Here is a 23,883-nt window from a genome sequence, read left to right as displayed (position 1 = left end):
CTGCTTTGCAGGCCTTCATTTCGACAGAATTCTTGCCCATGCTCGTGCCGTTGCTGTTCGCCTGTGGTCTCGTCCTGGCCGCCACCCCGGCCATGGCCATGACCATCTACAAATCCACCGATGCCAATGGCGTGGTTTCCTATAGTGACCGCCCCAGCAAAGGCGCCCAGGTGTTCGTGTTCCGCGATCGCATGGTCGAGCGCCTCGAGCGGCAGGTGTTTCTCGACATCCGGAAGCAGAAGGGCGCGGACGCGGTGTACGTGCGCAACGACCTGTATGCGCCTGTGGAGATTGAATTGAGTTTCGCCGGGCTGCGCAATGTCAGCGGCGCGCCGAGCCGACCGATACGGCGGGTGCTGCCGGCACGCAGCAACCTTCGCCTGGCGCTGCTGACGGCCACGCGCCCCGGCAGGCCCTTGGCGTATACCCCAAGGTTCGAATACTCCCTGGGCGACCCCGCAGGCACGGCGCAGGCGTATCGCTACCCACTGCCGTGGCGTGGCGGGCCGTTTCGGCTGAGCCAGGGTGCCAACGGCCAATACAGCCACTACGGCCCGAAGAACCGCTACGCCATGGACATCGCCATGCCCGAGGGCACCCCGATCATCGCGGCGCGGGGCGGCGTGGTGGTCAAGACCGAAAACGCACAGACCGGGCGCGGCACCGACCCTTCCGGCAACTTCGTGCGCGTGCTGCACGATGACGGGACCATGGGCGTCTACCTGCATCTGCAAAAGGGCTCGGTGAGCGTACGGGAAGGGCAGCGGGTGTCGGTCGGCGCGCCGCTGGCGCTGTCGGGCAATACCGGCAACAGCTCCGGCCCGCACTTGCACTTCGTGGTGCAGCGCAACACCGGGCTGGGGCTGGTGTCGATTCCCTACCAGTTCAGCCAGCCTGTGGGGGACTTGCCCAACTTTGCGGTGGGCAAGCAGTAGCTGTGCGGGGAGTCCTTTCGTGGTGAGGGAGCAAGCTCCCTTGCCACAAAGGGCCCGCCGGGCCGGTCAATCGAGCATCAACACCTTCGCCAGGATGATCTTCGGCCCTTTCATCTTTTTGATAATGATGCGCAGGCCTTCGACTTCCAGCACTTCTTCCTCTTCCGGCACCCGTTTCAGGGTTTCATAGACCAGTCCGGCCAAGGTCTCGGCCTCGATGTGGTCCAGGTCGATCCCCAGCAGGCGCTCAACCTTGAACAGCGGCGTGTCGCCGCGTACCAACAGCTTGCCCGGCTGGTAGGCCAGGATGCCGCGCTCGGCCTTGCGGTGTTCGTCCTGGATGTCGCCTACCAACACTTCCAGCACGTCTTCCATGGTCAGGTAGCCGATGATGTTGCCGTCGGCCTCTTCGACCACGGCGAAGTGCGAGCCACCCTTGCGGAATTGCTCCAGCAATTGCGACAGCGGCATGTGCCGCGACACGCGCTCCAGCGGCCGGGTCAGTTCGGCCAGGTTGAACGACTCGGGAATGTGATCCAGCGCCGCCAGTTCCAACAGCAGGTCCTTGATATGCAGCAGGCCGACGAACTCCTGGCGCTCGCTGTCGTACACCGGGTAACGGCTGAACTTGTGGCGACGGAACATCGCCAGGATTTCCTTGAGCGGCGCGTTGAATTCCAGCGTCACCAGGTCTTCCCGGGAATTGGCCCAGTCCACCACTTCCAGCTCGCCCATTTCCACGGCGGAGGCCAGCACGCGCATGCCTTGGTCGCTCGGATCCTGGCCACGGCTGGAGTGCAGGATCAGTTTCAGTTCTTCGCGGCTGTAGTGGTGCTCGTGATGCGGGCCGGGCTCGCCTTGGCCGGCAATGCGCAGGATAGCGTTGGCGCTGGCGTTGAGCAGGTAGATCGCCGGGTACATGGCCCAGTAGAACAGGTAGAGCGGCGCAGCCGTCCAAAGCGACAGCAGTTCGGGTTTGCGGATCGCCCAGGATTTGGGCGCCAGCTCACCGACCACGATGTGCAGGTAGGAAATGATGAAGAACGCGGTGAAGAACGACACGCCCTTGATCACTTCCGGCGATTCGACACCGATCGCGCCCAGGAATGGCTCGAGGATATGGGCGAACGCCGGTTCACCGACCCAGCCCAGGCCCAGGGAGGCGAGGGTGATGCCCAGCTGGCAAGCCGACAGGTACGCGTCGAGCTGGCTGTGGACGGTGCGCAGGATATGCCCGCGCCAGCCGTGCTGCTCAGCGATGGCCTCGACCCGGGTCGAGCGTAGCTTGACCATCGCGAATTCGGCCGCAACGAAAAAACCGTTGAGCAGGACCAGGACCAGAGCAAAAAGAATCATGCCGAATTCGGCGAAGAGTGAGACGAGGGACAAGCCAGGGGAAGGGTCCATGATGGAGTTTTGCAGGTTCCGTATGTTCGTATGGGAAGGAAATCAGCGTCTGAAAAAGCAGGCGCAAGTCAGCCAATGTAGCGGCTGACTTGGCGATTGCCTAGTGGGAAGGGCTGGTCGGCATCACTCGTCGTGATTTGAAAGGCGCGTGCGAACCACCTGTGCCGGGGCGAAATGGCAGGTGAACGTGCTGCCGTGGCCGGGCACGCTGCTGATTTCCATGCGTGCGCGGTGGCGCAGCAAGACGTGTTTGACGATGGCCAATCCGAGCCCGGTGCCGCCAGTGTTTGAGTTGCGGCTGGAGTCGACCCGGTAGAAGCGTTCGGTCAGGCGCGGCAGGTGCTTGCTGTCGATACCGATGCCCGAATCGCGCACGCTCAGGTGCGCGCCTTGCTCATCGCCCCACCAGCGGACGTGAATTCTTCCCTGTTCCGGCGTGTACTTGACCGCGTTGAACACCAGGTTGGAAAACGCGCTGCGCAGTTCCGCCTCGCTGCCCTTGAGCTGGATGGCCGGGTCGGCTTCGAGCGTAATGGCCTGTTGCTTGGGGCCGGACAGTTCCTGTGCGTCTTCGACGATTACCTGCAGGAGCTCGTCGATCGGCACGGGCTGGTTGTCCGACGGGTAATCGGTGGCTTCCAGTTTCGCCAGCAGCAGCAGATCGTTGAGCAAGGTCTGCATGCGCCCGCCTTGCTGCTGCATCTGCTGCAGGGCCCGGCTCCAGCGCGGGTTCACCTCCTCGACGTTGTCGAGCAGGGTTTCCAGGTAACCGCAGATCACCGTCAGCGGCGTACGCAGCTCATGGGAAACGTTGGCGACGAAGTCTTTGCGCATTTGTTCCAACTGGTGAATGCGCGTCACGTCGCGCACCAGCATCAAATGCTCGTTGTTGCCGTAGCGGGTGATGTAGAGCTGGATGCGCAGCCGATCGTTGGTCGGCGAGGGAATTTCCAGGGGTTCGGCGTAATTGTCCTGCTCGAAATATTCCTTGAAGCGCGGATGGCGCACCAGGTTGGTCACCGGTTGGCCGCTGTCCTGGGGCGTCTTGAGGCCCAGCAGGGTTTCGGCGGCGCGGTTCCACCATTCCAGGTTGCCTTCGCTGTCGAGCATGATCACTGCGTCTTTCAGCGCGGCCGTGGATTCCTGGACGCGGTCGATCACCGCTTGCAGCCGGCCCCGAACGCGCTGGTCGCGCCGTTGCAAGTGATAGATGCTGTCGAACACCTCGCCCCACAGGCCGTAGCCGTCGGGCGGCGCTTCGTCGGGTTGGTGCAGGCGCAGCCACTCATGCAGGCGCAGCAATTGCTTGAGAGTCCAGGCCAGGTAAAGCGCCAGCCCCACGGCCAGGCTCCAGCCGTAATACCCGGTGATCAGGCCGATCAACAGGCATCCGGTAACCAGCAACAACATATGGCGGATGAGGGTGCCATGCCAGTTTTGATTCACGTGAACGCGCGTCCTTGTCAGCTTGTCGGGCGGTAAGGGCTCGTATCAGGCCTTTGTCGAGAAACGATAACCGGTGCCGCGTACGGTTTGTACCAGATTCTCGTAGGCATCGCCGAGGGCCTTGCGCAGGCGCCGGATGTGCACATCCACGGTGCGCTCCTCGACATATACGTTGCCGCCCCAGACCTGGTCCAGCAGTTGCCCGCGTGTGTAGGCGCGCTCTTGGTGGGTCATGAAGAATTGCAGCAGGCGGTATTCGGTCGGGCCCATCTCGGCGGGCTTGCCGTCGATGGTGACGCGGTGGCTGATCGGGTCGAGCAGCAGGCCGCCGACTTCGATGGGCGCTTCGCCGTCGGTCGGGCCGGCACGACGCAGCACGGCCTTCAGGCGCGCCACCAGTTCCCGAGGGGAAAACGGCTTGGTGATGTAGTCGTCGGCGCCGACTTCCAGGCCCTGGATCTTGTTGTCCTCTTCGCCCTTGGCGGTGAGCATGATGATCGGGATGTCACCGGTCAGCTCATCACGCTTGAGGCGCCGCGCCAACTCGATGCCGGACGTGCCCGGCAGCATCCAGTCCAGCAGGATCAGGTCAGGCTTGCGGTCGACGATGATGGCGTGGGCCTGTTGAGAATTTTCTGCTTCCATGCAGTCATAGCCGGCCATCTCCAACGCAACGGCGATCATCTCGCGAATGGGCGCCTCGTCGTCGACGATCAGAATGCTCCTGCCAACCATGGGGTAATCCTCTTGTCATTTAACTGTCTTGCGCCGCATTAGATAACGGAATTATTGCAGTCGTGTGACAGAAATTTCTGTGCGCGGCAGCAAAGGGGATCCTGGACTACGCTTTTCAGTCCGAATCCTGACAACTGCAAAGGAAGGTTTCCATGAATCACTTCACCCAATCCATCAAGGCGCTGGGGCTTGTGGCTGCGTTGGCGTTGCCTGGGATCGCATTTGCGGCGAGCGAACCGGCGAAGGTCCAGGACGGCGTGCTGGTCGATCATAAGGGCATGACCTTGTACACGTACGACAAGGACGATGACGGCAAGTCGATGTGCAACGACAAATGCGCCGAGAATTGGCCACCGCTCAAGGCCGAAAGCACCGCCACTCCGTCAGGGGAATGGACCGTCATCACCCGTGACGACAGTACCTCGCAGTGGGCCTATGACGGCGATCCGCTGTACACCTTCGTCGGCGACAAGCAGGCCGGCGACAAGACGGGCGACGGCAAGGGTGGCGTCTGGAAAATAGCCAAGCCCGACTGACCAGCCGAACTGCTTTTGTGGCGAGGGAGCAAGCTCCCTCGCCACAGGGTTCTTCTTCATCCCAAACCCTGCGCTTGGCCGCAGAATTCAACGCAACCCGTAATCCAGCACAATCCCCACGAAAATCGCCAACCCGGCCCAATGGTTGTGCAGGAACGCCTTGAAGCAGCGCATCCGGTCCCTGTCGCGGGTGTACCAGAACTCCCAGGCGAAACACCCGGCGGCGGCCAGCAGCCCCAGGTGGAACCAGCCACCCAACTTGAATTGAGCGCCGGCCAACAGCAGGCAACCCAAGGCCAGGCCTTGTAGCGTCAGGATGATCACCCGGTCGGCGTCGCCGAACAGGATCGCCGTGGATTTCACGCCGATCTTCAGGTCATCGTCCCGGTCGGTCATCGCGTAGTAGGTGTCATAGCCCACCGTCCACAGCAGGTTGGCGATGTACAGCAGCCAGGCAGCCGCCGGCAAATGACCGGTTTGGGCGGTGAATGCCATGGGCATGCCCCAGGAAAACGCCGCCCCCAGCACCACTTGCGGGTAATACGTGTAGCGCTTCATGAACGGGTAACTGAACGCCAGCGCCAGGCCGCCGAGGGACAGCAGGATCGTCGGCGCGTTGGTGCACAGTACCAGCAGGAAGCTCACGCCCATCAGCACGGCGAAGAACACCAGCGCCTCTTTTGAGCTGATCTTGCCGCTCACCAGTGGGCGTTGCTCGGTGCGTTTGACGTGGCCGTCGACCTTGCGGTCGGCCCAGTCGTTGATCACGCAGCCCCCGGCACGGGTCAGCACCACGCCGAGCACGAAGATCACGATGTTGGCCAGGGACGGCGAGCCCTCGCCGGCAATCCACAGCGCCCACAGCGTCGGCCATAGCAGCAAGTAGATACCGATGGGTTTGTCCATGCGCGTCAGTTGCACGAAGTCCCAGGCCCGCGGATTGAGGCGGTTCAAGGATTTGAGCAGTTGCACGTACATCAGCAATTCTCCGAATAGGCGCGGGCGACCGTCCACAGGCTGGGCAGGAACACTTCCGCTACCAGTACGCTCAACGCACCACGGTCGAAACGCGAACGACGGCCCCACAACCCGTCGGCGCGAACCTGTGGCGGCAGCCATTGGCTCGGGTAGTGGCAGACCTCGATCGCCCGACGCTGGAACGCCTGGTCACAAAACAGCAGCTCGCCCAAGGAGCGGCTGCCCAGTTCGTCCATCTGCAAACCGTCGCCCTGCAACGCGCTGCGCGCCGCCACGCTGCGGGCAAACACCCAAGGCTCGCCGTGGCCGCGCAAGTACACCTCGCGCACCCAGCCCTCGCTGCCCTCGGCCAGGTCCAGTGCAGCACACTCGTCGGCGCGCAACGGCTGCCAACCTTCGAACAGTGGCGTCACGCTGAAGCGATCGTCCGACAGGCCTGTCAGGCGCCGGGTCAGGGAGCCTTCGTCAAATAACCAGCCCATGACGCACGCATCCGGGCGGGGCGACAGCAGGTGTTGAGGCAGCCATTGAAGTGTAGGAAATATCGAATTTGTCGGCGGCACAGGGGTCTTGAATGGCAGCAAATGAGGTCGCGAGCTTAACATGCCGGTCGGCGATTTTGGCCGAGCCAACCTGCCGTCGCGCCGATGCCGCTTGCATCTGTCGCGACCGATCAGTACAAAACGGCCCTGAGCCGGAAAATACCGGCCAAGGCCTGACATCTTGAGGAAGTATTGGAATGAAGAAGTGGCAATGTATCGTCTGTGGCCTGATCTACAACGAAGCTGATGGCTGGCCGGACGATGGCATCGCGCCCGGCACCCGTTGGGAAGATGTACCGGAAGACTGGCTGTGCCCGGACTGCGGCGTCGGCAAAATGGATTTTGAAATGATCGCAATCGACTGATTATTTCCCCCCACATGGAGAGCAACATGAGCGCACCTGTCGTTATCGTCGGTACTGGCCTGGCCGGTTACAACCTGGCCCGGGAATTTCGCAAGCTCGACAGCGAAACCCCGTTGCTGCTGATTACCGCGGACGATGGCCGCTCTTACTCCAAGCCGATGCTTTCCACCGGCTTCGGCAAGAACAAAGACGCCGATGGCCTGAGCATGGCCGAACCCGGCGCGATGGCTGAGCAGTTGAACGCCGAGGTGCGTACCCACACCCGCATCAGCGGCATCGACCCGGGCCACAAGCGCCTGTGGATCGGCGAAGAAGCGGTGAATTATCGCGACCTGATCCTGGCCTGGGGCGCTGAAACCGTGCGCGTGCCGGTGCAGGGCGACGGGGCGGACCTGATCTTCCCCATCAACGACCTTGAAGACTATGCGCGCTTTCGTGCCGCCGCTGCTGGCAAGCGCCGGGTGCTGCTGCTCGGCGCCGGCCTGATCGGCTGCGAATTCGCCAATGACCTGATCCTCGGCGGCTACGAAGTCGAGCTGGTGGCGCCGTGCGAGCAAGTCATGCCGACGCTGCTGCACCCGGCGGCTGCCGCGGCGGTACAGGCCGGGCTGGAAAGCCTCGGCGCGCGTTTCCACCTCGGGCCGGTGCTCAATCGCCTGCAACGGGTGGCCGATGGATTGGAGGCGCACCTGTCGGACGGCCAAGTGATCGCCTGCGACCTGGTGGTCTCGGCCATCGGCCTGCGCCCGCGGATCGACCTGGCAGCGGCCGCCGGTCTGCTCGTCAATCGCGGCGTGGTGGTCGATCGTCACCTGAAGACTTCCCACGCCAATATCTACGCCCTGGGCGATTGTGCCGAGGTCGATGGCTTGAACCTGCTCTACGTCATGCCCCTGATGAGCTGTGCCCGTGCCCTGGCCCAAACCCTGGCCGGCAACCCGACCGCTGTCAGCTATGGCGCCATGCCGATTACCGTCAAGACCCCGGTGTGCCCGTTGGTGGTTTCGCCGCCGCCTAGGGGCCGCGAAGGCGTATGGAGCGTCGAAGGGCAGGGCGCCGACATCAAGGCCCTGTGCCGCGACGCCCAAGGCAACCTGCTGGGCTATGCCCTGACCGGCGCGGCGGTGATGGAGAAACTCGCGCTGAACAAGCAGCTTCCGGCACTGCTGGCGTAAATGGCGGTCGTTCTGTCGTAAATACCCTGCTTTTGACGCCACAAACACCCGCCGGCCACTGGCGCCGGTTGCGGCCCCGTGCCATCCTCACTCCCGTCTGCCGCAGAGTAGAGCCTGCGGCGCCTTAGGGGTTGTTCCGAAGAGAACAGCACGGACATAACAACAAAAAAACCGTCAAAGGGGCTTCATTCATGCGTAAACCAGAACTCGCCGCCGCCATCGCGGAAAAAGCGGACCTCACCAAAGAACAAGCCAACCGCGTCCTCAACGCCGTCCTCGAAGAAATCACCGGCGCCCTGCACCGCAAGGACAGCGTTACCCTGGTGGGTTTCGGCACCTTCCTGCAACGCCACCGCGGCGCCCGCACCGGCAAGAACCCACAAACCGGCGAGCCGGTGAAAATCAAGGCCAGCAATACCGTTGCATTCAAGCCGGGCAAATCCTTGAAGGACAGCGTTAATCCATAATTGCTGCGAGTACCTCGGTCGAGGGAAGGCATCGGCAACAAAAAAGGCATACCGAAGGTGATCGGCATGCCTTTTTTTGTGGTTGTTGGTATTGCAACATTTCTTGAGCCAACCCAACACCTGTGGCTTGCGGTGCAACGGTTAGCGGGGGTCGACGTTATCCAACGCGCGATTGGCCAGCAGCGAACTCAGCTCGATCAATTGCTGGATCCCAAGCAGGACGTGGCGGTTGGAGCCTTCCATATCGAAAGCCAGTTCATTGACCATCGCATCGGCTGAGGCCAGGGTTTCGCTGAGGTTGGCCAGCAGGCATTCGTTGTCGAGGTCTTTCACGACGGTGAATAGCTGGCCAGGCTTGATGGTTTCTTTTGGTCTTGTTGATTTGGGCTTTAGATAAAAGTCCAATGCGCGGGTAGCGGCTTCTTCGAGTTGCTTGGCGGTCAGGCCGTCCAGATAAGGAGAGTTGGGGTCTGCTTCTGGAGGGTTTGGCGTTATTTTGGACATTTACTAAGTCCTTAAGTGAAGCTGTAACCCTCTAGCTACTAAACAGAAGGGTGGCAGCTGTACGCAGGTTAGTAGACCGGGGACTTAGCAAGCCGGCGCGCCCGAAGGCGCCCTGCGCACAACCGCCATCAAATACAGGCATGAAAACGCCTGATTGATAGGAGCCATACACCTTGCTAAATACACCGAGCTACTAACCCCGACCACTGATGAGCAGTGGCAGGCAAACGATAGAACCCGGGGGCAAGGCGCACAAGCCGGCGGATTCTGGCGTAGTTGTAGGCAAAGGCGCAAGGATGCGTGGCTTGGCGGAAGGCTCAGGAACTGCGAATAAACACACTCTCGGATTCACCCGAGAACCCCGTGGCGAGGGAGCCTGCTCCCGCCCGGCCAGGCTGACGCTCCAGCGCGCAGCGACCGCAATCGATGGATGCAATATTCCTGTAGGAAAACGTGCCGCTCAGGGCCGCCCCCGAGTTCTTCCGCCGTTCGACTACGGCATGCTCATCAGCGCCATCCTCAGGCGCCTGATCAGTTTCGGGGTCTTGAGGCAATCGGCCGGGCGTTTGTCGCCCAGGGCGGGCACGGACCGTTCCAGCCACTGAAGCGCTCTCTCGCGTCCCATTTTTCCGCAGAGCACAACGGCCATGTCCAGGTGGTCATCCATGGCCTTGGCCAGTCCCCGGGCGTCATCGTTAAGGTAGTCCTCTTCGTACACTTGCACGAAGCGTTGCCAATCGGCATCACCGACGTATTCGTCTTCCAAGCCCATGCTAAAAACCTTCGAAGGAGATCAAGTTGCTGCCTGTCGGGTTTCGGGCCGACGGCGCCAGGATCCCATCATAGCCGTTGGCCTTGGCCCAGGCGCCGATCTGATGGGTCTGGGTGTATTTGTTGCCGGTGATGCTTTTGAGCGATACGCCCAGTTGCTTGCGCACATCGGCCCGGGTCAGGTCCAGGACGTTATTGAGCTGCACTTTTTTGCTCACCAGCACCCGCGTGGACAGATCCACGCCCCAGTGATTCACCTCACCCATGGCGGTCTTGCGCGAGTTGGCGCCATAGACACCACCCAGTCCAGGGGCGGTATAGCGGTGCCGGGCGGCAACGTTCCACTTGTGTGCCGTCCAAGTCGTGCTGATTCGCCCAGGCTCTTCAAAGCGATAGACCGTTCGGTTGACCTTGCGCCCCTTGGGCGGCGTGGAGCATTTCATCAACCCTGAGGGGTCGATCCAGCTCACCGGATTCGGCGCGTACTGGTAGAGATTCAGCCCACCGGCCAGGCCGATGGGGTCCGGTGTGGTGAAGCGTCCGATGTCCGGGTCGTAGTAGCGCAGCGTGTTGTAGTGCAGTCCGGTTTCACGGTCCAGGTATTGGCCCTGGAAACGCAGGTTCTGCTCTTGGATGTAATACGGTTCGCGCAGCTCCTCGGCTGTGCTTCCCCAGACATGGTAGCGGGCGCGCCAGAGGGTATGGCCGTCGGCTTCGCAAAGCTGTTCGGGCAGGCCATTGAAGTCGTTGTGGTAATAACGGACTTTCTGTTGCTCGCCCAGGCCGTCGACTCGCGCCAGGGGTTCGTGGCTGTCGTCGGCGTAGATGTAGAGGCTGGTCTGGCCGTCGCTGTGCTCCTGCAACAGTTGCAGCGCATCCCAGGTGAAACGGGTTCGGCCGAGCAAGGTGCCGTGGCGGTCGTATTCGGCCTTTTCGATACGTCGGCCCAGCGGGTCGTAATTCATTCTCACGACCGAACCGTTATCGTTGCGAACCTCCACCAGGCGCTGTTCGGCGTCGTAGCGAAAACGTTGGACGCCCCGCCGGGCACTGCGTTTTTCCACCATGCGACCGAAACCGTCATAGCGGTAGCGCTTGTCCTGGTAGGTCAGCAAGCGGTTATGTGCGACTCGACCCGTGCCGGACGACAGGCCCTCAAGCAAGTTGGCGGCCGGGTCGTAGGCGAAGCCTTCGCGCTGGCCCTGGAGGTTGTCCTGGCTGGCAAGAATGCGGCCCGTGGCGTCGTAGTGCAGCAAGTGGCGATGGGCGCCATCGGGCTGGCTGTCGAAGCGTTCGACCAATTGGTCGCTGGCGTCAAAGCCAAACAGTGATCGCACCATCGCTGGCAGCAAGGTGGATTGGTCCTGCTGCCGACGTTGGCGAGCGCGAAGGCGGCCGCTGCGGTCATATTCGCTACGGGTGCTGAGGCGGCCTTGGGTGCGCAGCACTTCGCGATGCAGTCGGTCGCGCTCAAAATCACTGATGACCTGGCCATCGAGGTTGATCTGGTGCAGGTGGCCGCTGCCATAGTGCAGGCGGTTGAGCCAGCGCCCGTCAGGCAGCAACGTCTGGGTCAGATTGCCCAATTCGTCATAGCGATGTTCGAGGCGCCCGGCCCAGCTCTGCTCGACGATCAATTGCCCCAGGGCGTCGTAACCGAAGCCGACCTTCTGCTCTTCACCGGTCTTGCTGGTGAACGCGATGGCGTTGACTTGGTCGAGGGCGTCGTACGTGTACTCGGTGCGTCCGTCTTCGGTGACCTTCGCGATCAGGCGTCCCACTGCATCGCGTTGCAGTTCATGGATGATCGGAGCTTGCGGCGACAGGTCCAGGTCGGTGCTGCCGGGCACCGCCATGGCTTCCACACGGGTGACGTTGTCCAGTGGATCGTACGCATAACGCTTGAGGCTGCCGTCCAGGCTGTGTTCGACGGCCAGGCGATCGGCGGCGTCCCAGGAAAACCGATAGCTCTCGCCGTTTTCGTTGGTCAGGGCCAGCAGCCGACCATAGTTGTCGTAGCTCAGCTCCACCCGGCGGCCGTGGGCGTCGGTGCGCACCTGCAGTTGCCCGCTCAAGGTATGTTGGAAACGGGTGGTGTGCCCGGCCGGGTCGCTGTAGCCAATCACTTGTCCGCTCGCATCGCGCTGATATTGCTCGATGCGTCCGTCCGGCAGTTGTTTGCTCAGTAGCCTTCCCTGATCGTCATAACTGAACAGCGTCCGTTCTCCCAGCGCATCGGTGCTGCTGAGCAACAAACCCCGCTCGCAATAACTGAAGCGAGTGGTATAGCCGGAGCAATCGGTGTGTTCACTGAGTTGGCCCAGGGGCGTCCAGCGCAATGTCTTGCGCTTGCCGGCGGCGTCGATGACTTCCACCACTTGGCCGTGGGCGTCGTGACGATAGCGTGTGACGTGGCCCAGCGGGTCGGTTTCGCGGATGCGGTTGCCGCGTGAATCATAGCGATACTGCCAGGTGTTGCCTGCCGCATCGGTTTCAGCCAGGGGCAGGGCCCAGTGCTCGAGCCACACGGTCGATTCGATGCGTCCCAGCGGGTCGCGGGTTTCACAGAGGTTGCCCGCCTCGTCATAGCTGAACCGATGCTGGCCGCCGTTAGGGGCGACCGCTGCGAGCAACTGGCTTTCTTCGTTCCAATGGAATGCCCAGGTGCGGCCCAGCGCGTCGGTGGCTTCGGTGATCTGGTGGCGTGAATCCCAGCGCCGGGTGCTGACGCGATTCAAGCCGTCGGTGATGCGCGTGGTTCCGGCAGCCAGGTCATAATCGAACGTGTAGGCGTCGCCTGCATCCGTCCAGTGGCGCACGACCCGCCACTCCAGGTTTTCAACCCAGCCCCATTCATAGAAACAACGAAGTCCGGTAGGCAGTTGGTGTTCCACCATTCTGCGCCCGGCATCGTAGGCGTAGCGGCGCTTCACTTGGCCGTTGGACTGACGGACCAAGGCGAGATCACCTTGGGCGTCGTAGCCGTAGTGCATCAATGCTTCGCGGCGCTCATCGGCATAAAGCCGGTCTATGCGTTCGACCCGCTGCGGCCAGCGAGCGTCGTAGGCCAGCGCAATGCCGGTCAGGTCGAAGGTATCTCGCAGTTGCACCAGGCGCCCGGCGGCGTCGTAGTCCAAGTAGATGCGGTTGTCGTTTCGGTCGCCCAGTTGACCCAGGCGCAGTAGCGTCGTATTGCCCGGTGCGGGTTCGAACAGCCGGTAGAGCCCGTCCGCGCTTTCGATCAGCAATTGGCCGTTGGCATGCCGCCGTACGCTCAGGCCTTCTCCTGCACTGAACACAGCGCCGCCCAAGGGAATCGACCCCATGTCGATTCGCCGGCCCTGCTCGTCGGTGTAGACCAGCGTTTCACCGCCCTCGGGATGAGGCAGGATCTCGACGCGCACCTCATAGGGCACGCTCCAGCCCGCTCCAAACAGCCCGTCATGGCGTTCGTCACGGCTGTTGTAGAAGCGTTGCCAGTCAATCGGCAGGATGCCGGGCAGGACGAAGTCCATCTCCTCGACATCACCCAACACCTTGGCTCCGGTGGCAGCGTGGACCGGATTCGACGAACCCATGACGGCATTGGCCGCAGCGCCCATCGCGCTGCTGACGGCCATCGACGCCGCGCCACCCACCAGCATGCACGGCAGGTTGCTGAGGAATTTGCCTTTGCCGCCCTTGAGCATCAGCAAGGCGGTGACGGCCAGGCCTACGCCTGGGGTCTTGCCGCTGCGGATCTCGCGCACCACCACCGAGCCACCGCCAATGGTCACGTTGGACGAAATCAGCCCGGAGGACACCACGGTGGCATCGCACGTACTGCGGTCGCCACTGCGCACGGCGGGCTGGCCGTTGATGGTGACTTTGTCCGAGCCTTCGGCCAGGAATTGCGGCGGCATCGGTGGATGCTTCATGCAGGCGATCATGTCCAGCGGCTTGGGGACGGCGCCGGGGGCAGGCGTGGCGACAGTGGGGCGCCACATCTGCGAGAAGAAGCTCTCGGCCATGTCCAGGTAGCTGGGCTCGGCTTCTGGCTCGGGTGCCTCAAGCTCGGTGCCGGCTGGCGCGACATGGGATTGAATCGCCCCGGCGGCGCGGGCGGCAGGGATGTTGTTGGTCAGGGTGTTGGTGGAGCCGGTGAGGATGTTGGCCTGCACCGTGGGCGGGAAAAGCGCATTGCCAATGCCCTCGCATATATTGCTCAACCCCTTGTCAGCCCCGGTCTTGCTCATGGCGAGGCCGACCACGGCGCCCACCACCGCGCCGAGCAGGAAGCAACCCAAGCCGCCGGTGGCAACGGTAATGCCCGTGGCCGCCACCACGGCAGCCGTCGCCACCGCGGTGATCGCAATGTTCGCGGCCACTTCCAGGACACCGCCGAGGATATCGGCCATCATCGAGGTGTGGTTCAGCGCGTCGCCTAGCCGGGCGGCCCAGAGTGCATCAGACATGCAATGTGCTCATCAAGCCGGGACGTCGAATACCAGCGAGCCCTTGATCGTCGCCCAATGCGCCGCTTCGGCATCGCCCAGCTTCTCGGCTTTGACGTAACTCAGGGCAAGCATCTTGCGCGTGCCCGGCAATACCAGTGCCAGTTGATACTGGAAGACTTTCTCGTTGCCCTTGTTGAACTGGCTGCGCAGCTCGATGGCTTCGACTTCCTGGTTGGCGCCCACGCGCAGGGTGGCGCCTGGTTGGCAGCGCAGGTCCTGGACCTGTTTTTCCAGGCGCTTGAGTTGGTCGTCGAGGTTGCTTTGCAGGGTTTCGCCTTCGGCGAGCAGGCTGCGGCTGACGATCAGGGAGGTGCCCAGCTCGGGAAACTTGAGGATGTTGATCGATGCGTCGAGCAACTCGGCGGGCGGTAGTTGGAGCTGGAATTCGTTGAGACGGTAAGTCATGGTGCTGGATTCTCGAAATTAGCCCTTGGGTGCCGGGAATGCGGCGGCAACGTTGGCGTCGATGCTGGCCTTGACGCCTTGGCCGTCCGGCGTGGCGCCGGGGCCGCCGCCATTGTTCAGGTGCAGTACGCCGCCGGTATTGAACTCGGCGTCGCCGCTGGCATAAAAGCTGATCTGCACGCCGGTCAGGTTGATCTGGCCGCTGGCGTTGAGCTCCAGGATGCTCTCGCCGCATACAAGACGCAGGTTCTCGCCCACTTCGATGACGTAGCTCTGGCTGATGCTGTCAGTCTTGCGCTGGCCCACCGAGAGGATGTCCTCCTGCTTGACGATGCGCAGGCGGTTATTGCCAATGGTGACGGTTTCGTCGTGGCCAATGCTTTTGTTGCGGTCGTGGCCGACCGAATGGCTTTCGTCCACCTCGACCACGATGTCCTGGTTGCGCTCGGCATGGATGTACAACTGCTCGGCGCCTTTCTTGTCTTCCATGCGGATTTCGTTGAAGTTCGCTGGCGTGCCGCCCTTGCTCGAACGGCTTTTCATGCCGCTCTGGGTGGCATTTTCAGGCAGATCGTAGGGCACGGTCTGCTCGGCGTTGTAGACGCGACCGGTGATGATTGGCCGGTCCGGATCCCCTTCGAGAAAGCTGACGATGACTTCCTGGCCGATGCGCGGAATCTGCATCGAGCCCCAGTTCTTGCCGGCCCAGGATTGCGACACGCGAATCCAGCACGAACTGTTTTCGTTGGATTGGTCGTGGCGGTCCCAATAGAAATGCACCTTTACCCGGCCGAACTGATCGGTCCAGATTTCCTCGCCCTTGGGGCCAACCACCAACGCCGTCTGTGGACCTTTGACGATAGGGCGGTGGGTGATCGCCATCGGGCGAAAGCTCTGCTGGGCGTCGATGCAGGTCAGGCTGCTTTCGAATTGCGCCGAAGGCGCGCCGACGCCGCTTTCACCGCTTTCCTGGGAGAGGTAATAACGCGCGCCGACAATCAGGTATTCGCGGTTCTGGTCCTGGCGCGTGAAGCCAGTGAGGCTGAACAGATGCCCCGAGCCCAGGCCCCGGGCGTTGCCCGCCAGCTCTACTTGCTCATGCAACGTCTGCAAAGCTTCGATGCGAGTGCGCGCATAGTGTTCGCCGTCTTCGCTCTGCACGTACGTGCCCGGGTAATCGAACAGCGGATAGTCGCCAGCGGCGTGCGGCCGGGGCATGGCCGAGCGCACGTCGATGCGTGCGCTGGGGCGCTGGAAATCGTAGTCGTTGAGCTCAAGCGAGCCCGGTTGGACTTCCTGGGCCAGGTGCCAATCATGAATATGGTCGCGTTCGCGCTGCTGCTCATTCTTCGGGTAGTAGGGCACCGATCCGTAGCCGGGCGCGGTGGTGTGGGCACCATAGGCGTCGGCCAGGACCAGCACATGGCGACCCTGTTCATGGCGGAAGAAATAATAGATGCCTTCCTGTTCCATCAAGCGACTGACGAAATCGAAGCTGGTCTCGCGATACTGGACGCAATATTCCCACTCGCGATACGGCCGGCTGAGGGCATCTTCGAAGTCGGAAAAACCCAGGTCGCGGAACACCTGCTTGATGATCTGCGGAATAGTCAGGTTCTGGAAAATCCGGCAGTCGGAGGTGCGCGTCAGCAGCCACAACCAGGGCCGCAGCGTCGCCTGGTAACTGGCGAACTGGCCTTGGTCGACGTTCTGGCTGAAGCGAGCAACGATGCCGTGGAAGTGCCGTTCGCCACCGCCGTCCAGCTGAACGCTGACGCACATGGGTTTGCCGAGCACCTGATTCAGGTCGATGGCGTTGTCCAGCGAGTGCAGCTGCAACTCAAAGTTGAACAGCCGCCCCAGCTCTTCGCCACCGCCCATGTCCTTGAGCAACAGCACCTCGGGCCCCAAGGGGCTGGTGATCTTGGCCAGGCGGGAGGCTTGGTTGAATAGCATCGGTTGTCTCGTGCAAGTTGTAGTAACCGGAGTAACGCAATCAACTGTGGGAGCGAGCTTGCTCGCGAAATCGGTGTGTCAGTCAACAAGGATGTCACTGACAGATTGCATTCGCGAGCAAGCTCGCTCCCACAGGGTTATGCGGTGTTCCTTCGGGTCAGGCCGCGTCGCTGAAATCGTACTTCAGTTCGTTGTCCACCGCGCTGATCCGCACGCCGGCCAACGCCTTGCCTTCGAGCATGCGGGTCAGGAACTCGCGGCTCATGTCCGGCAGCAGGCTGTTGGTCAGGATGGTATCGATCATGCGCCCGCCGCTTTCTGTTTCGGTGCAACGCGAGACAATCAGGTCGATCACCGCGTCGTCGTAGTCGAAGGCGACTTTGTGAGTGCTCTCCACGCGTTTCTTGATGCGGTTGAGTTGCAGGCGGGTGATGGCCTTGAGCATCTCGTCGCTGAGCGGGTAGTACGGGATGGTCACCAGGCGACCGAGCAAGGCCGGCGGGAAAATCTCCAGCAACGGCTGGCGCAGGGCCTTGGCGATCTCTTCCGGCTCGGGCACGTTCTGCGGGTCCTTGCAGACTTGGGCGATCAACTCGGTGCCGGCGTTGGTGGTCAGCAGGATCAGGGTGTTCTTGAAGTCGATCACCCGGCCTTCGCCGTCCTCCATCACACCTTTGTCGAAGACTTGGAAGAAGATCTCATGCACGTCCGGGTGGGCTTTTTCCACCTCGTCCAGCAGCACCACGCTGTAAGGTTTGCGTCGCACGGCCTCGGTCAGCACGCCGCCTTCGCCATAGCCGATGTAGCCCGGTGGCGCGCCCTTGAGTGTGGACACGGTGTGGGCTTCCTGGAACTCGCTCATATTGATGGTGATGACGTTCTGCTCGCCGCCGTACATGGCTTCGGCCAGGGCCAGGGCGGTTTCGGTCTTGCCCACGCCGGAGGTGCCGGCCAGCATGAACACGCCAATCGGCTTGCTCGGGTTGTCGAGGCCGGCGCGGGAGGTCTGGATGCGCTTGGCGATCATCTGCAAGGCGTGGTCCTGGCCGATGATGCGTTTTTTCAGGTGCTGGTCGAGATTGAGCACGGTTTCCAGTTCGTTGCGGGCCATGCGCCCCACCGGGATACCGGTCCAGTCGGCGACCACCGAGGCCACGGCCTGGTAATCCACGGTCGGCAGGATCAACGGGGTTTCACCTTGCAGGGCGGTCAGGCGCTGTTGCAGGTCCACCAGTTTCTCGCGCAGTTCATGACTGGTTTCGCTGCCGTCCTCGCTGTCCACCACGCCGACGCGTTCGCGCAGGGTGGCGCGGGTTTCCAGCAATTCGTCCACCAGGGTTTTCTCTTCGGCCCAGCGGCTTTCCAGTTCGGCCAGGCGTTCACGCTCGGCGCTCAGCAGGCTTTCGCTGTGGGTCTGGCGAGTGCCGATGGCCACGCCAATCGCGTGCTCACGGGCGATGATCTGCAGCTCGGTTTCCAGCGCTTCGATGCGCCGACGGCTGTCGTCCACTTCGGCCGGCACGGCGTGCAGGCTGATGGCGACGCGGGCGCAGGCGGTGTCCAGCAGGCTCACGGATTTGTCCGGCAACTGGCGCGCCGGAATGTAGCGGTGGGACAGCTTGACCGAGGCCTCCAGGGCTTCGTCGAGGATCTGCACCTGGTGGTGTTTTTCCATGGTCGAGGCCACGCCGCGCATCATCAGCAGGGCCTTGTCTTCCGACGGCTCGGCGACTTGCACCACTTGGAAGCGACGGGTCAGGGCCGGGTCTTTTTCGATGTGCTTCTTGTACTCGGCCCAGGTCGTGGCGGCCACGGTGCGCAAGGTGCCGCGAGCCAGCGCCGGCTTGAGCAGGTTGGCCGCATCGCCCGTGCCGGCGGCGCCACCGGCACCGACCAAGGTGTGGGCTTCGTCGATGAACAGGATGATCGGTTTCGGCGAGGCCTGGACGTCTTCGATGACCTGGCGCAGGCGCTGCTCGAATTCACCTTTCATGCTCGCGCCGGCCTGCAACAGGCCCACGTCTAGGCTGCGCAGCTCTACGTCCTTGAGGGATGGCGGCACGTCACCGGCGACGATGCGCAGGGCAAAGCCTTCGACCACGGCGGTCTTGCCCACGCCGGCCTCGCCGGTGAGGATCGGGTTGTTCTGCCGGCGGCGCATGAGGATGTCCACCAGTTGGCGGATCTCTTCGTCACGGCCCACGATCGGGTCGAGCTTGCCGCTGCGGGCCTGCTCGGTGAGGTCGACGGTAAAGCGCTTGAGGGCTTCCTGCTTACCCATGGCGGCCGGAGCCATGGCGCCGCTGGCTTCGCCCGGCACGGCGCCGGCATTGAAACCGTCGCTGGCGGTCAGTGCGTTTTCCGGCGAGTCACCGACGTATTCATCGAAGCGCTCGCTCAGGGCCTCGACCTTGACCTTGTCGAACTCCGACGACAGGCCCAGCAGCGCGTGGCGCAGGCTCGGCGTCTTGAGGATGCCCAGCACCAGGTAACCGGTGCGCACCTGGCTTTCGCCGAACATCAGGCTGCCGTAGACCCAGCCGCGTTCCACGGCCTCTTCGACATGGGAGGACAGGTCGGTGATCGATGTCGAACCCCGCGGCAAACGGTCCAGTGCCTCGGTCAGGTCACGGGCCAGGCGCGCCGGCTCGATGTTGAACTGGCGGATGATGCGGTGCAGGTCCGAGTCCTGCAGTTGCAGCAACTGGTGAAACCAGTGGGCCAGTTCCACATAAGGGTTACCGCGCAATTTGCAGAACACGGTGGCGGCTTCAATGGCTTTGTAGGCCACGCTGTTGAGTTTGCCGAACAACGCGGCGCGACTGATTTCACCCATGCTCATGGCTCCTTGAGGTCTGTGAGGTGTTGGCCTGTTCGGCGTAATGCCGGGCCAGTATTAAATCGTTGGCATCTTTTTCAGGACGTCCCAGCCAGGTGTTGAAGCCCAGGCGGAAACGGCCATTGAGTTGTAGTGCAGGCACTTCGGGCTGTTCCAGGACCAGGTTCAGGTCCCAGTCCAGCTCGTGGCCCAGGTATTCGGCGACCCAGGCCACCAGTTCGTTGAACGGCTGGCTGCCGGGCAGCATGCCCATGTAGTCGACGAGTTTGAGTGGCCCCAGGCGAATGCGGAATTTGTGCTGGCGGTCCCAGACGAAACGGCCCAGGCAGAAGTCCACGCCCAGTTGGTTGGCACTGACACCGACGCGGCTGCGCTCCGGCAGTTCCAGCCATTGGCCGACGTACTCTTCGATCTCCACCGGCAGGCCGAAGTACTCGCTGAGGATCGCCTTCAAGCCGTCCGGGTAACGGGTTTGCGCCGAGAGGTGGCCGCTGTAGTGCAGCTTCGCCGTGTCCGGGATCAGCCCCTGGTTGAGCAGGCTCGGCATGCCCCGGCCGCTGAGGGCGGCCAGGCGCGCCGACCAATAATCATCGTCCGGGCGGTCGTGGCTGACCGTCGGCCGCGCTTCGGCCCAGGCCCGATAAAACAGGCTGAGCAGGCGATGATGGAACACATCGAGGAAGCGCTTGCTGGTGCTGTCGCCATTGTTGCGCTGACGTTCGCGCACGTATTCGGTGATGTGCAGCGGCATCGGGCCGTTGGGGCCGCCGAGGCCGAAGAAGAACTGTTCCAGGCGCGCCGGCGCACCATCGACACCCGGTTGCACCGAGGCGAGGGTGGCCGGGGCGAAGGTGCACTCGGCCTGTTGTCCAAGGCGCAACGGGTCATCGGCCAGGCGCAGGGAATGGCCCAGGCGCGGCAGCTCGGGGGTTTCGCATTCGATGCGCCGCAACGCCTGGAAGAAGTCGTATTCCCAGGGCTCCTGGTGCATCGCTTCCAGGGTACTCACAGGGTCGGACGACGTCCGGGCTTGGCTTTCCATCGCATGATCTCGCCGCGTTCGGTGGTACGGATCACCGTCTCGGTAAAACTGTTGATCGACACGTAGCGTGCCAGGAAGCGCTCGAAGACGGCGCCGAGCAGGAACACCCCGGTGCCGCGAAACGCGTTTTCATCGAATTCCAGGGTGATTTCCAGGCCACGTCCAAACACGATCGGGCCGGGCATCGGCAGGCGCCGGGTGCACGCCTTGCTACTGACTTCCCGCAGGCCTTCGATCTGCAATTGCAGCGCCGCGTCGTTGCTGTCGCCGTACAAGCGCAGCAGTTCGCGCAGGGCGGCGGCGCCTTGGCCTTGTTCGCTCAACGACAGGTAGTTCAGCGACAACTGGCTGATCAATCGCCAGGCCTTGGCGTCGTGGGCGTGGCTGGCCCGCGGGCGACTTGGCCCGGCCACGCAGCGCACGGCCCCCACCGGCGCGCTGTCGGCGAGGGTGAAGTCGGTCTTGCCGTTGCCTACGCTCATGAACAGCGGCAGGTCGCGGTTGGTGCAGAGCGCGGTCACGCCCAGTTGGCGCAAGTCGTGGCGGTAGGGCGCTTGTTGGCTATCGACCAGGCTGACGAAGGTCTCGCTGCCGACATAGGTCGAGCGTGGGCCGTTGCGTCGTTGATCGCTGGACAGCACGCGCGGTTCGCGGCGCACGGTGTAATAGGCCTGGTCGCGGCCGTAACGGGACGGATCGCGCACGGCGTAGAACGGCAGGAACGGCTGCTCCGGCCCGGTGCCGTGGCCGGTGAGGCCGTTCAGCGAATGCACTTCGAAATCCATCGGCCGGGTACGGTCGGCGATCACGTGGTGTTCGTTGACCCGATCCGACAAGTGAATGCGATCCAGGCGCTTGGGAAACAGGTTGATGGCCGGGGTGCAGAACGGCAGGAACTGCGAAGCGCCGACGCTGCCTTCCAGGCTTGGGTCGTGACGGTCGAACAGCACGATCAGCTCCAGCTCCTGGCCGTCGCAACGCTTGACCGCGCGGCTCAACTGGGTGAAGTCGACAAACAGGAAGCGGTGGGGCAGGGCGAAGTATTCCTGCAACAGGCGATAGCCCTGGAAGGCCCGCGGCACCACCGGCAGCGCGGCGTCGGCATCATCGAAGCCACGTGAGCGCAGTGCATCCTGGGGCAGCCGTTCTACCCAGTTACCGCCGGGCTTGCGGGCGAACACTGCGCAGGCATTGCCCAGCAGTTGTTCGTAGAGGCGGAAGGGTTGTTCGTCGGCGCCACTCAAGTACAGCGGCAGGTTGTCCAGGGCCAGGCTGTTGAACGGCAGCTCGGCGCCGGTGCGCAGTGTGATGCGCAGGCCGGCCTTGGCTTTCGGTTCGCTGGCGGCCAGCCGCCCGAGCACGGCGGAGGGGTTGCCGAAGTATTCGGCCTGGCTGACCTGCAACGGCCACAACGTCACCGCGTGGGCGGTGCGGTACTCGCAGCAGGTCTGGGTTTCACGCCCCAGGGCGGCACGCAGGACCGTATCGCGCGGCAGCGGGAAACCACTGCTCAGCGAGCCTTCGTCCGGGTCGGCCTGCAATTGCACCACGGTCATCGACGGCGTCGGCGCCAGGTAATGCGGGTAGGCGATTTCCAGCAGGTTGTGGGTGAAGGTCGGGTACTCGGCGTCGAGCTTGAGCTGCACCCGCGCCGTCAGGTAGGCGAAGCCTTCCAGCAGGCGCTCGACATACGGGTCGGCGCAGTCCATGCCGGACAACGTCAGCCGACTGGCGATCTTCGGGTATTCCTTGGCGAACTCCGCCGCGCTTTCGCGCACGTGGTGCAGTTCCTGGTTGTACAGCTCCAGCAGGCGAGGGTTCATGAGCGTCTCCGCTGGTCGGCGTTGACCACGCGCACATGGCCGGTTTCCAGGTCCAGGTCGGTTTGCAGCATCAGGCGCAGCGGCACCGGCTGGGCCCAGAGATCGCCTTCGATCTCGAAACTCAACGCGTTGTGGTTCATCTCGGCCGTGGCCCGGGCCCGCACCCGCAGGGTGTGGCGCAGGATTCGCGGTTCGAAGGTGGCAATGGCCTGGTGGATCAAGGTTTCCAGGGCCGAGACATCGACGTTCGACGCGCTGTTGCCGGCCAGTGCCGGCAGGCCGAAATTCACCACCGAGGTGCCCGCCGGGGTGTGCAGCGTGGCATCGGCGCTGAGCAATGACGTGGTGTTGAGCAGCCACGCCAGGTCACGCAGCACCGAGGCTTTTAATTGGGTCAGGGAGAGCACGCGCTTGTCGGCGCTTTCCTTGGGGTTGGTCGGATCGTCGTCGGTCAACCGGTCCAGCAGGGACGGTTGCAGGCGATCGCGGGTGGCGATTTCGGTTACCACCGAAAGAGCGCCGTATACATTTTTTGATCCCATTGGCCAGGGCCGCAGGAGGCGAACTGACTCACATCCGAGACCTCCAATGTTTCCTTGACCAGGCGTACTGCTTGAATTTTGGTCAAGCAATCGCGGCTGGGAGCGGGCATATGTTCGCTGCGTTCGACCAAGAAGATCGGCACTTGGTTGAAAGTCTCCACACGCAGTTGCTTGTCCGGACCCAGGCTGAACTGGCAAGGCCACTCCATATCGAGCGCCAGGTGGCTCTGGTCAGGTTTTACGAGCGTACAGCGACCTTGAACGTCGATCAGGCTCAGCGGATGTCCGACGAAAACTGCTTGAGTCGGGGCTGCTGGAGCGACTGTTTCCTGCCCGGCGCAAGCGCTTAGACTGACGAGGCTTGCCGCCAGCGCCGAAAGAAACCAAGGGCTGCGCATCACGAAAGCTCCCAGAACCAGATGGCCTTGGATCTTGAGAACAGATCACCGCTCTTGGTCAGGCCACGGTTCCACAGGTCGATGTGATCGCCAGTAGGTCGGCCGGCAGTGTCGCTATTCTGTTGGTAGCAGTCCTTGAAGAAGATGATTCCGGTCTTGCCCATCAGTGTTGTGCGGTCTGCCACGCTGGTGGTGTAGACCTTCGGCGGGCCGAGGCGGTTCTTCTTCCATAGCCAGTTGGCCAATGACTCCGCGCCGCGGGCATGTCCATGGGCGCATTTGGGATCCAGCGTATAAGTCGAAGTGTTGACTGGAAAGGTCTTTTCCCCGCACAAGGCGATGCTCATACGAATGGCGCACTGGTTGATATAGGGACCGTCGCAAGCCGGGCTGGCGGAGGGGTAGGGCGGATAGCTGTTCCACAAATTGACAAACGAAGGCTTGGCCATGACTCAGATACCACGTGGGAAAGAATTGGATTCGAGCAAGCACCAAACACCCCCGGCGCCTGGCACCGGGGG

21 protein-coding genes are annotated in these 23,883 nt (G+C 62.6%); 5 read left to right on the top strand and 16 right to left on the bottom strand.

All coding sequences use genetic code 11. The annotated features are described in order from the left end of the window. Positions 1-38 precede the first annotated feature (38 nt). Positions 39-935: a peptidoglycan DD-metalloendopeptidase family protein gene (locus tag J3P79_RS26700; protein ID WP_434607037.1), complete on the top strand. Its 897-nt coding sequence runs from the start codon at positions 39-41 to the stop codon at positions 933-935. A gap of 66 nt (positions 936-1,001) precedes the next feature. On the opposite strand, the gene J3P79_RS26695 is transcribed toward J3P79_RS26700, so the two are convergent. The 3 genes from J3P79_RS26695 to phoB all read right to left on the bottom strand — a co-directional run bounded on the left by J3P79_RS26695 (position 1,002) and on the right by phoB (position 4,523). After that, a complete protein-coding gene (locus J3P79_RS26695) occupies positions 1,002-2,342 on the bottom strand; it encodes a hemolysin family protein (protein WP_434607035.1) in 1,341 nt (446 codons plus the stop codon). Positions 2,343-2,465: 123 nt separating this feature from the next. Beyond that, positions 2,466-3,752: a phosphate regulon sensor histidine kinase PhoR gene (gene phoR, locus J3P79_RS26690; RefSeq protein WP_434611622.1), complete on the bottom strand. Its 1,287-nt coding sequence runs from the start codon at positions 3,750-3,752 to the stop codon at positions 2,466-2,468. Between the two features lie 81 nt (positions 3,753-3,833). Further along, on the bottom strand, positions 3,834-4,523 hold the full coding sequence (gene phoB, locus J3P79_RS26685) for a phosphate regulon transcriptional regulator PhoB (protein ID WP_003177195.1): 690 nt from the start codon (positions 4,521-4,523) through the stop codon (positions 3,834-3,836). A gap of 152 nt (positions 4,524-4,675) precedes the next feature. On the opposite strand from phoB, the gene J3P79_RS26680 reads away from it, so the two are divergent. Beyond that, entirely contained in the window at positions 4,676-5,059 is a 384-nt protein-coding gene (locus tag J3P79_RS26680; protein ID WP_434607032.1) for a COG4315 family predicted lipoprotein, read from the top strand. 87 nt (positions 5,060-5,146) lie between these two features. On the opposite strand, the gene ubiA is transcribed toward J3P79_RS26680, so the two are convergent. Together ubiA and J3P79_RS26670 are read right to left on the bottom strand one after the other, a co-directional pair. Further along, on the bottom strand, positions 5,147-6,037 hold the full coding sequence (gene ubiA / locus J3P79_RS26675; RefSeq protein WP_434607029.1) for a 4-hydroxybenzoate octaprenyltransferase: 891 nt from the start codon (positions 6,035-6,037) through the stop codon (positions 5,147-5,149). Then, positions 6,037-6,600 (bottom strand): chorismate--pyruvate lyase family protein, encoded by a 564-nt coding sequence (locus tag J3P79_RS26670; RefSeq protein ID WP_434607027.1) that lies wholly within the window; start codon positions 6,598-6,600, stop codon positions 6,037-6,039. The genes ubiA and J3P79_RS26670 overlap by 1 nt, the downstream gene beginning before the upstream one ends. 176 nt (positions 6,601-6,776) lie before the next feature. Between J3P79_RS26670 and J3P79_RS26665 the strand changes: the two genes are divergently transcribed. The 3 genes from J3P79_RS26665 (at position 6,777) to J3P79_RS26655 (ending at position 8,586) form a co-directional block, all read left to right on the top strand. Next, positions 6,777-6,944 (top strand): rubredoxin, encoded by a 168-nt coding sequence (locus J3P79_RS26665; RefSeq protein ID WP_434607025.1) that lies wholly within the window; start codon positions 6,777-6,779, stop codon positions 6,942-6,944. A gap of 26 nt (positions 6,945-6,970) precedes the next feature. Further along, on the top strand, positions 6,971-8,119 hold the full coding sequence (locus J3P79_RS26660) for an NAD(P)/FAD-dependent oxidoreductase (protein WP_434607022.1): 1,149 nt from the start codon (positions 6,971-6,973) through the stop codon (positions 8,117-8,119). Between the two features lie 191 nt (positions 8,120-8,310). Then, positions 8,311-8,586 (top strand): HU family DNA-binding protein, encoded by a 276-nt coding sequence (locus tag J3P79_RS26655; RefSeq protein WP_003213368.1) that lies wholly within the window; start codon positions 8,311-8,313, stop codon positions 8,584-8,586. A gap of 141 nt (positions 8,587-8,727) precedes the next feature. Here the strand turns inward: J3P79_RS26655 and J3P79_RS26650 are convergent, their stop codons facing one another. From J3P79_RS26650 to J3P79_RS26600, 11 genes are all read right to left on the bottom strand, one after another. Next, a complete protein-coding gene (locus tag J3P79_RS26650) occupies positions 8,728-9,090 on the bottom strand; it encodes a DUF6124 family protein (RefSeq protein WP_434607020.1) in 363 nt (120 codons plus the stop codon). 493 nt (positions 9,091-9,583) lie between these two features. Further along, a complete protein-coding gene (locus J3P79_RS26645; RefSeq protein WP_434607018.1) occupies positions 9,584-9,862 on the bottom strand; it encodes an antitoxin Xre/MbcA/ParS toxin-binding domain-containing protein in 279 nt (92 codons plus the stop codon). Position 9,863: 1 nt separating this feature from the next. Continuing rightward, positions 9,864-14,315, bottom strand: coding sequence for an RHS repeat-associated core domain-containing protein (locus J3P79_RS26640; protein WP_434607016.1), 4,452 nt, complete (start codon positions 14,313-14,315; stop codon positions 9,864-9,866). 12 nt (positions 14,316-14,327) lie between these two features. Beyond that, the gene (locus tag J3P79_RS26635; RefSeq protein WP_434607014.1) at positions 14,328-14,762 is read right to left on the bottom strand and encodes a DcrB-related protein; all 435 of its coding nucleotides are present in this window, start codon (positions 14,760-14,762) and stop codon (positions 14,328-14,330) included. A gap of 18 nt (positions 14,763-14,780) precedes the next feature. Then, a complete protein-coding gene (locus J3P79_RS26630) occupies positions 14,781-16,718 on the bottom strand; it encodes a type VI secretion system tip protein VgrG (protein WP_434607011.1) in 1,938 nt (645 codons plus the stop codon). Between the two features lie 157 nt (positions 16,719-16,875). Then, a complete protein-coding gene (gene tssH, locus J3P79_RS26625; protein WP_434607008.1) occupies positions 16,876-19,554 on the bottom strand; it encodes a type VI secretion system ATPase TssH in 2,679 nt (892 codons plus the stop codon). Continuing rightward, the gene (gene tssG / locus J3P79_RS26620) at positions 19,547-20,599 is read right to left on the bottom strand and encodes a type VI secretion system baseplate subunit TssG (protein WP_434607005.1); all 1,053 of its coding nucleotides are present in this window, start codon (positions 20,597-20,599) and stop codon (positions 19,547-19,549) included. The genes tssH and tssG overlap by 8 nt, the downstream gene beginning before the upstream one ends. Next, complete coding sequence (tssF, locus tag J3P79_RS26615; RefSeq protein WP_434607002.1) at positions 20,563-22,422, bottom strand: type VI secretion system baseplate subunit TssF; 1,860 nt, start codon at positions 22,420-22,422, stop codon at positions 20,563-20,565. Before tssF ends, tssG begins: the two co-directional genes overlap by 37 nt. After that, a complete protein-coding gene (tssE, locus tag J3P79_RS26610; RefSeq protein WP_003206934.1) occupies positions 22,419-22,931 on the bottom strand; it encodes a type VI secretion system baseplate subunit TssE in 513 nt (170 codons plus the stop codon). Before tssE ends, tssF begins: the two co-directional genes overlap by 4 nt. Continuing rightward, complete coding sequence (locus tag J3P79_RS26605) at positions 22,925-23,362, bottom strand: hypothetical protein (RefSeq protein WP_434607000.1); 438 nt, start codon at positions 23,360-23,362, stop codon at positions 22,925-22,927. Before J3P79_RS26605 ends, tssE begins: the two co-directional genes overlap by 7 nt. Next, the gene (locus J3P79_RS26600) at positions 23,362-23,811 is read right to left on the bottom strand and encodes a type VI secretion system amidase effector protein Tae4 (RefSeq protein WP_046064492.1); all 450 of its coding nucleotides are present in this window, start codon (positions 23,809-23,811) and stop codon (positions 23,362-23,364) included. Before J3P79_RS26600 ends, J3P79_RS26605 begins: the two co-directional genes overlap by 1 nt. Between the last annotated feature and the right edge of the window lie 72 nt (positions 23,812-23,883).

Origin of the sequence: Pseudomonas sp. R1-7 (assembly GCF_051132105.1) — a bacterium.
Taxonomy (GTDB): Bacteria; Pseudomonadota; Gammaproteobacteria; order Pseudomonadales; family Pseudomonadaceae; genus Aquipseudomonas.
The sequence above is the reverse complement of the archived record's forward strand: the minus strand, read 5'-3'. Positions and strand labels throughout refer to the sequence as shown.

Bases quoted from the DNA above. Each gene is read 5' to 3' on its own strand.
- tssF (WP_434607002.1), bottom strand. From the start codon at position 22,422: ATGAACCCTCGCCTGCTGGAGCTGTACAACCAGGAACTGCACCACGTG.
- J3P79_RS26605 (WP_434607000.1), bottom strand. From the start codon at position 23,362: ATGCGCAGCCCTTGGTTTCTTTCGGCGCTGGCGGCAAGCCTCGTCAGT.
- J3P79_RS26660 (WP_434607022.1), top strand. From the start codon at position 6,971: ATGAGCGCACCTGTCGTTATCGTCGGTACTGGCCTGGCCGGTTACAAC.
- J3P79_RS26635 (WP_434607014.1), bottom strand. From the start codon at position 14,762: ATGACTTACCGTCTCAACGAATTCCAGCTCCAACTACCGCCCGCCGAG.
- J3P79_RS26665 (WP_434607025.1), top strand. From the start codon at position 6,777: ATGAAGAAGTGGCAATGTATCGTCTGTGGCCTGATCTACAACGAAGCT.
- phoB (WP_003177195.1), bottom strand. From the start codon at position 4,523: ATGGTTGGCAGGAGCATTCTGATCGTCGACGACGAGGCGCCCATTCGC.
- tssH (WP_434607008.1), bottom strand. From the start codon at position 19,554: ATGGGTGAAATCAGTCGCGCCGCGTTGTTCGGCAAACTCAACAGCGTG.
- J3P79_RS26645 (WP_434607018.1), bottom strand. From the start codon at position 9,862: ATGGGCTTGGAAGACGAATACGTCGGTGATGCCGATTGGCAACGCTTC.
- J3P79_RS26680 (WP_434607032.1), top strand. From the start codon at position 4,676: ATGAATCACTTCACCCAATCCATCAAGGCGCTGGGGCTTGTGGCTGCG.
- J3P79_RS26655 (WP_003213368.1), top strand. From the start codon at position 8,311: ATGCGTAAACCAGAACTCGCCGCCGCCATCGCGGAAAAAGCGGACCTC.
- J3P79_RS26640 (WP_434607016.1), bottom strand. From the start codon at position 14,315: ATGTCTGATGCACTCTGGGCCGCCCGGCTAGGCGACGCGCTGAACCAC.
- J3P79_RS26695 (WP_434607035.1), bottom strand. From the start codon at position 2,342: ATGGACCCTTCCCCTGGCTTGTCCCTCGTCTCACTCTTCGCCGAATTC.
- phoR (WP_434611622.1), bottom strand. From the start codon at position 3,752: ATGTTGTTGCTGGTTACCGGATGCCTGTTGATCGGCCTGATCACCGGG.
- J3P79_RS26700 (WP_434607037.1), top strand. From the start codon at position 39: ATGCTCGTGCCGTTGCTGTTCGCCTGTGGTCTCGTCCTGGCCGCCACC.
- J3P79_RS26600 (WP_046064492.1), bottom strand. From the start codon at position 23,811: ATGGCCAAGCCTTCGTTTGTCAATTTGTGGAACAGCTATCCGCCCTAC.
- J3P79_RS26630 (WP_434607011.1), bottom strand. From the start codon at position 16,718: ATGCTATTCAACCAAGCCTCCCGCCTGGCCAAGATCACCAGCCCCTTG.
- tssG (WP_434607005.1), bottom strand. From the start codon at position 20,599: ATGGAAAGCCAAGCCCGGACGTCGTCCGACCCTGTGAGTACCCTGGAA.
- J3P79_RS26650 (WP_434607020.1), bottom strand. From the start codon at position 9,090: ATGTCCAAAATAACGCCAAACCCTCCAGAAGCAGACCCCAACTCTCCT.
- ubiA (WP_434607029.1), bottom strand. From the start codon at position 6,037: ATGTACGTGCAACTGCTCAAATCCTTGAACCGCCTCAATCCGCGGGCC.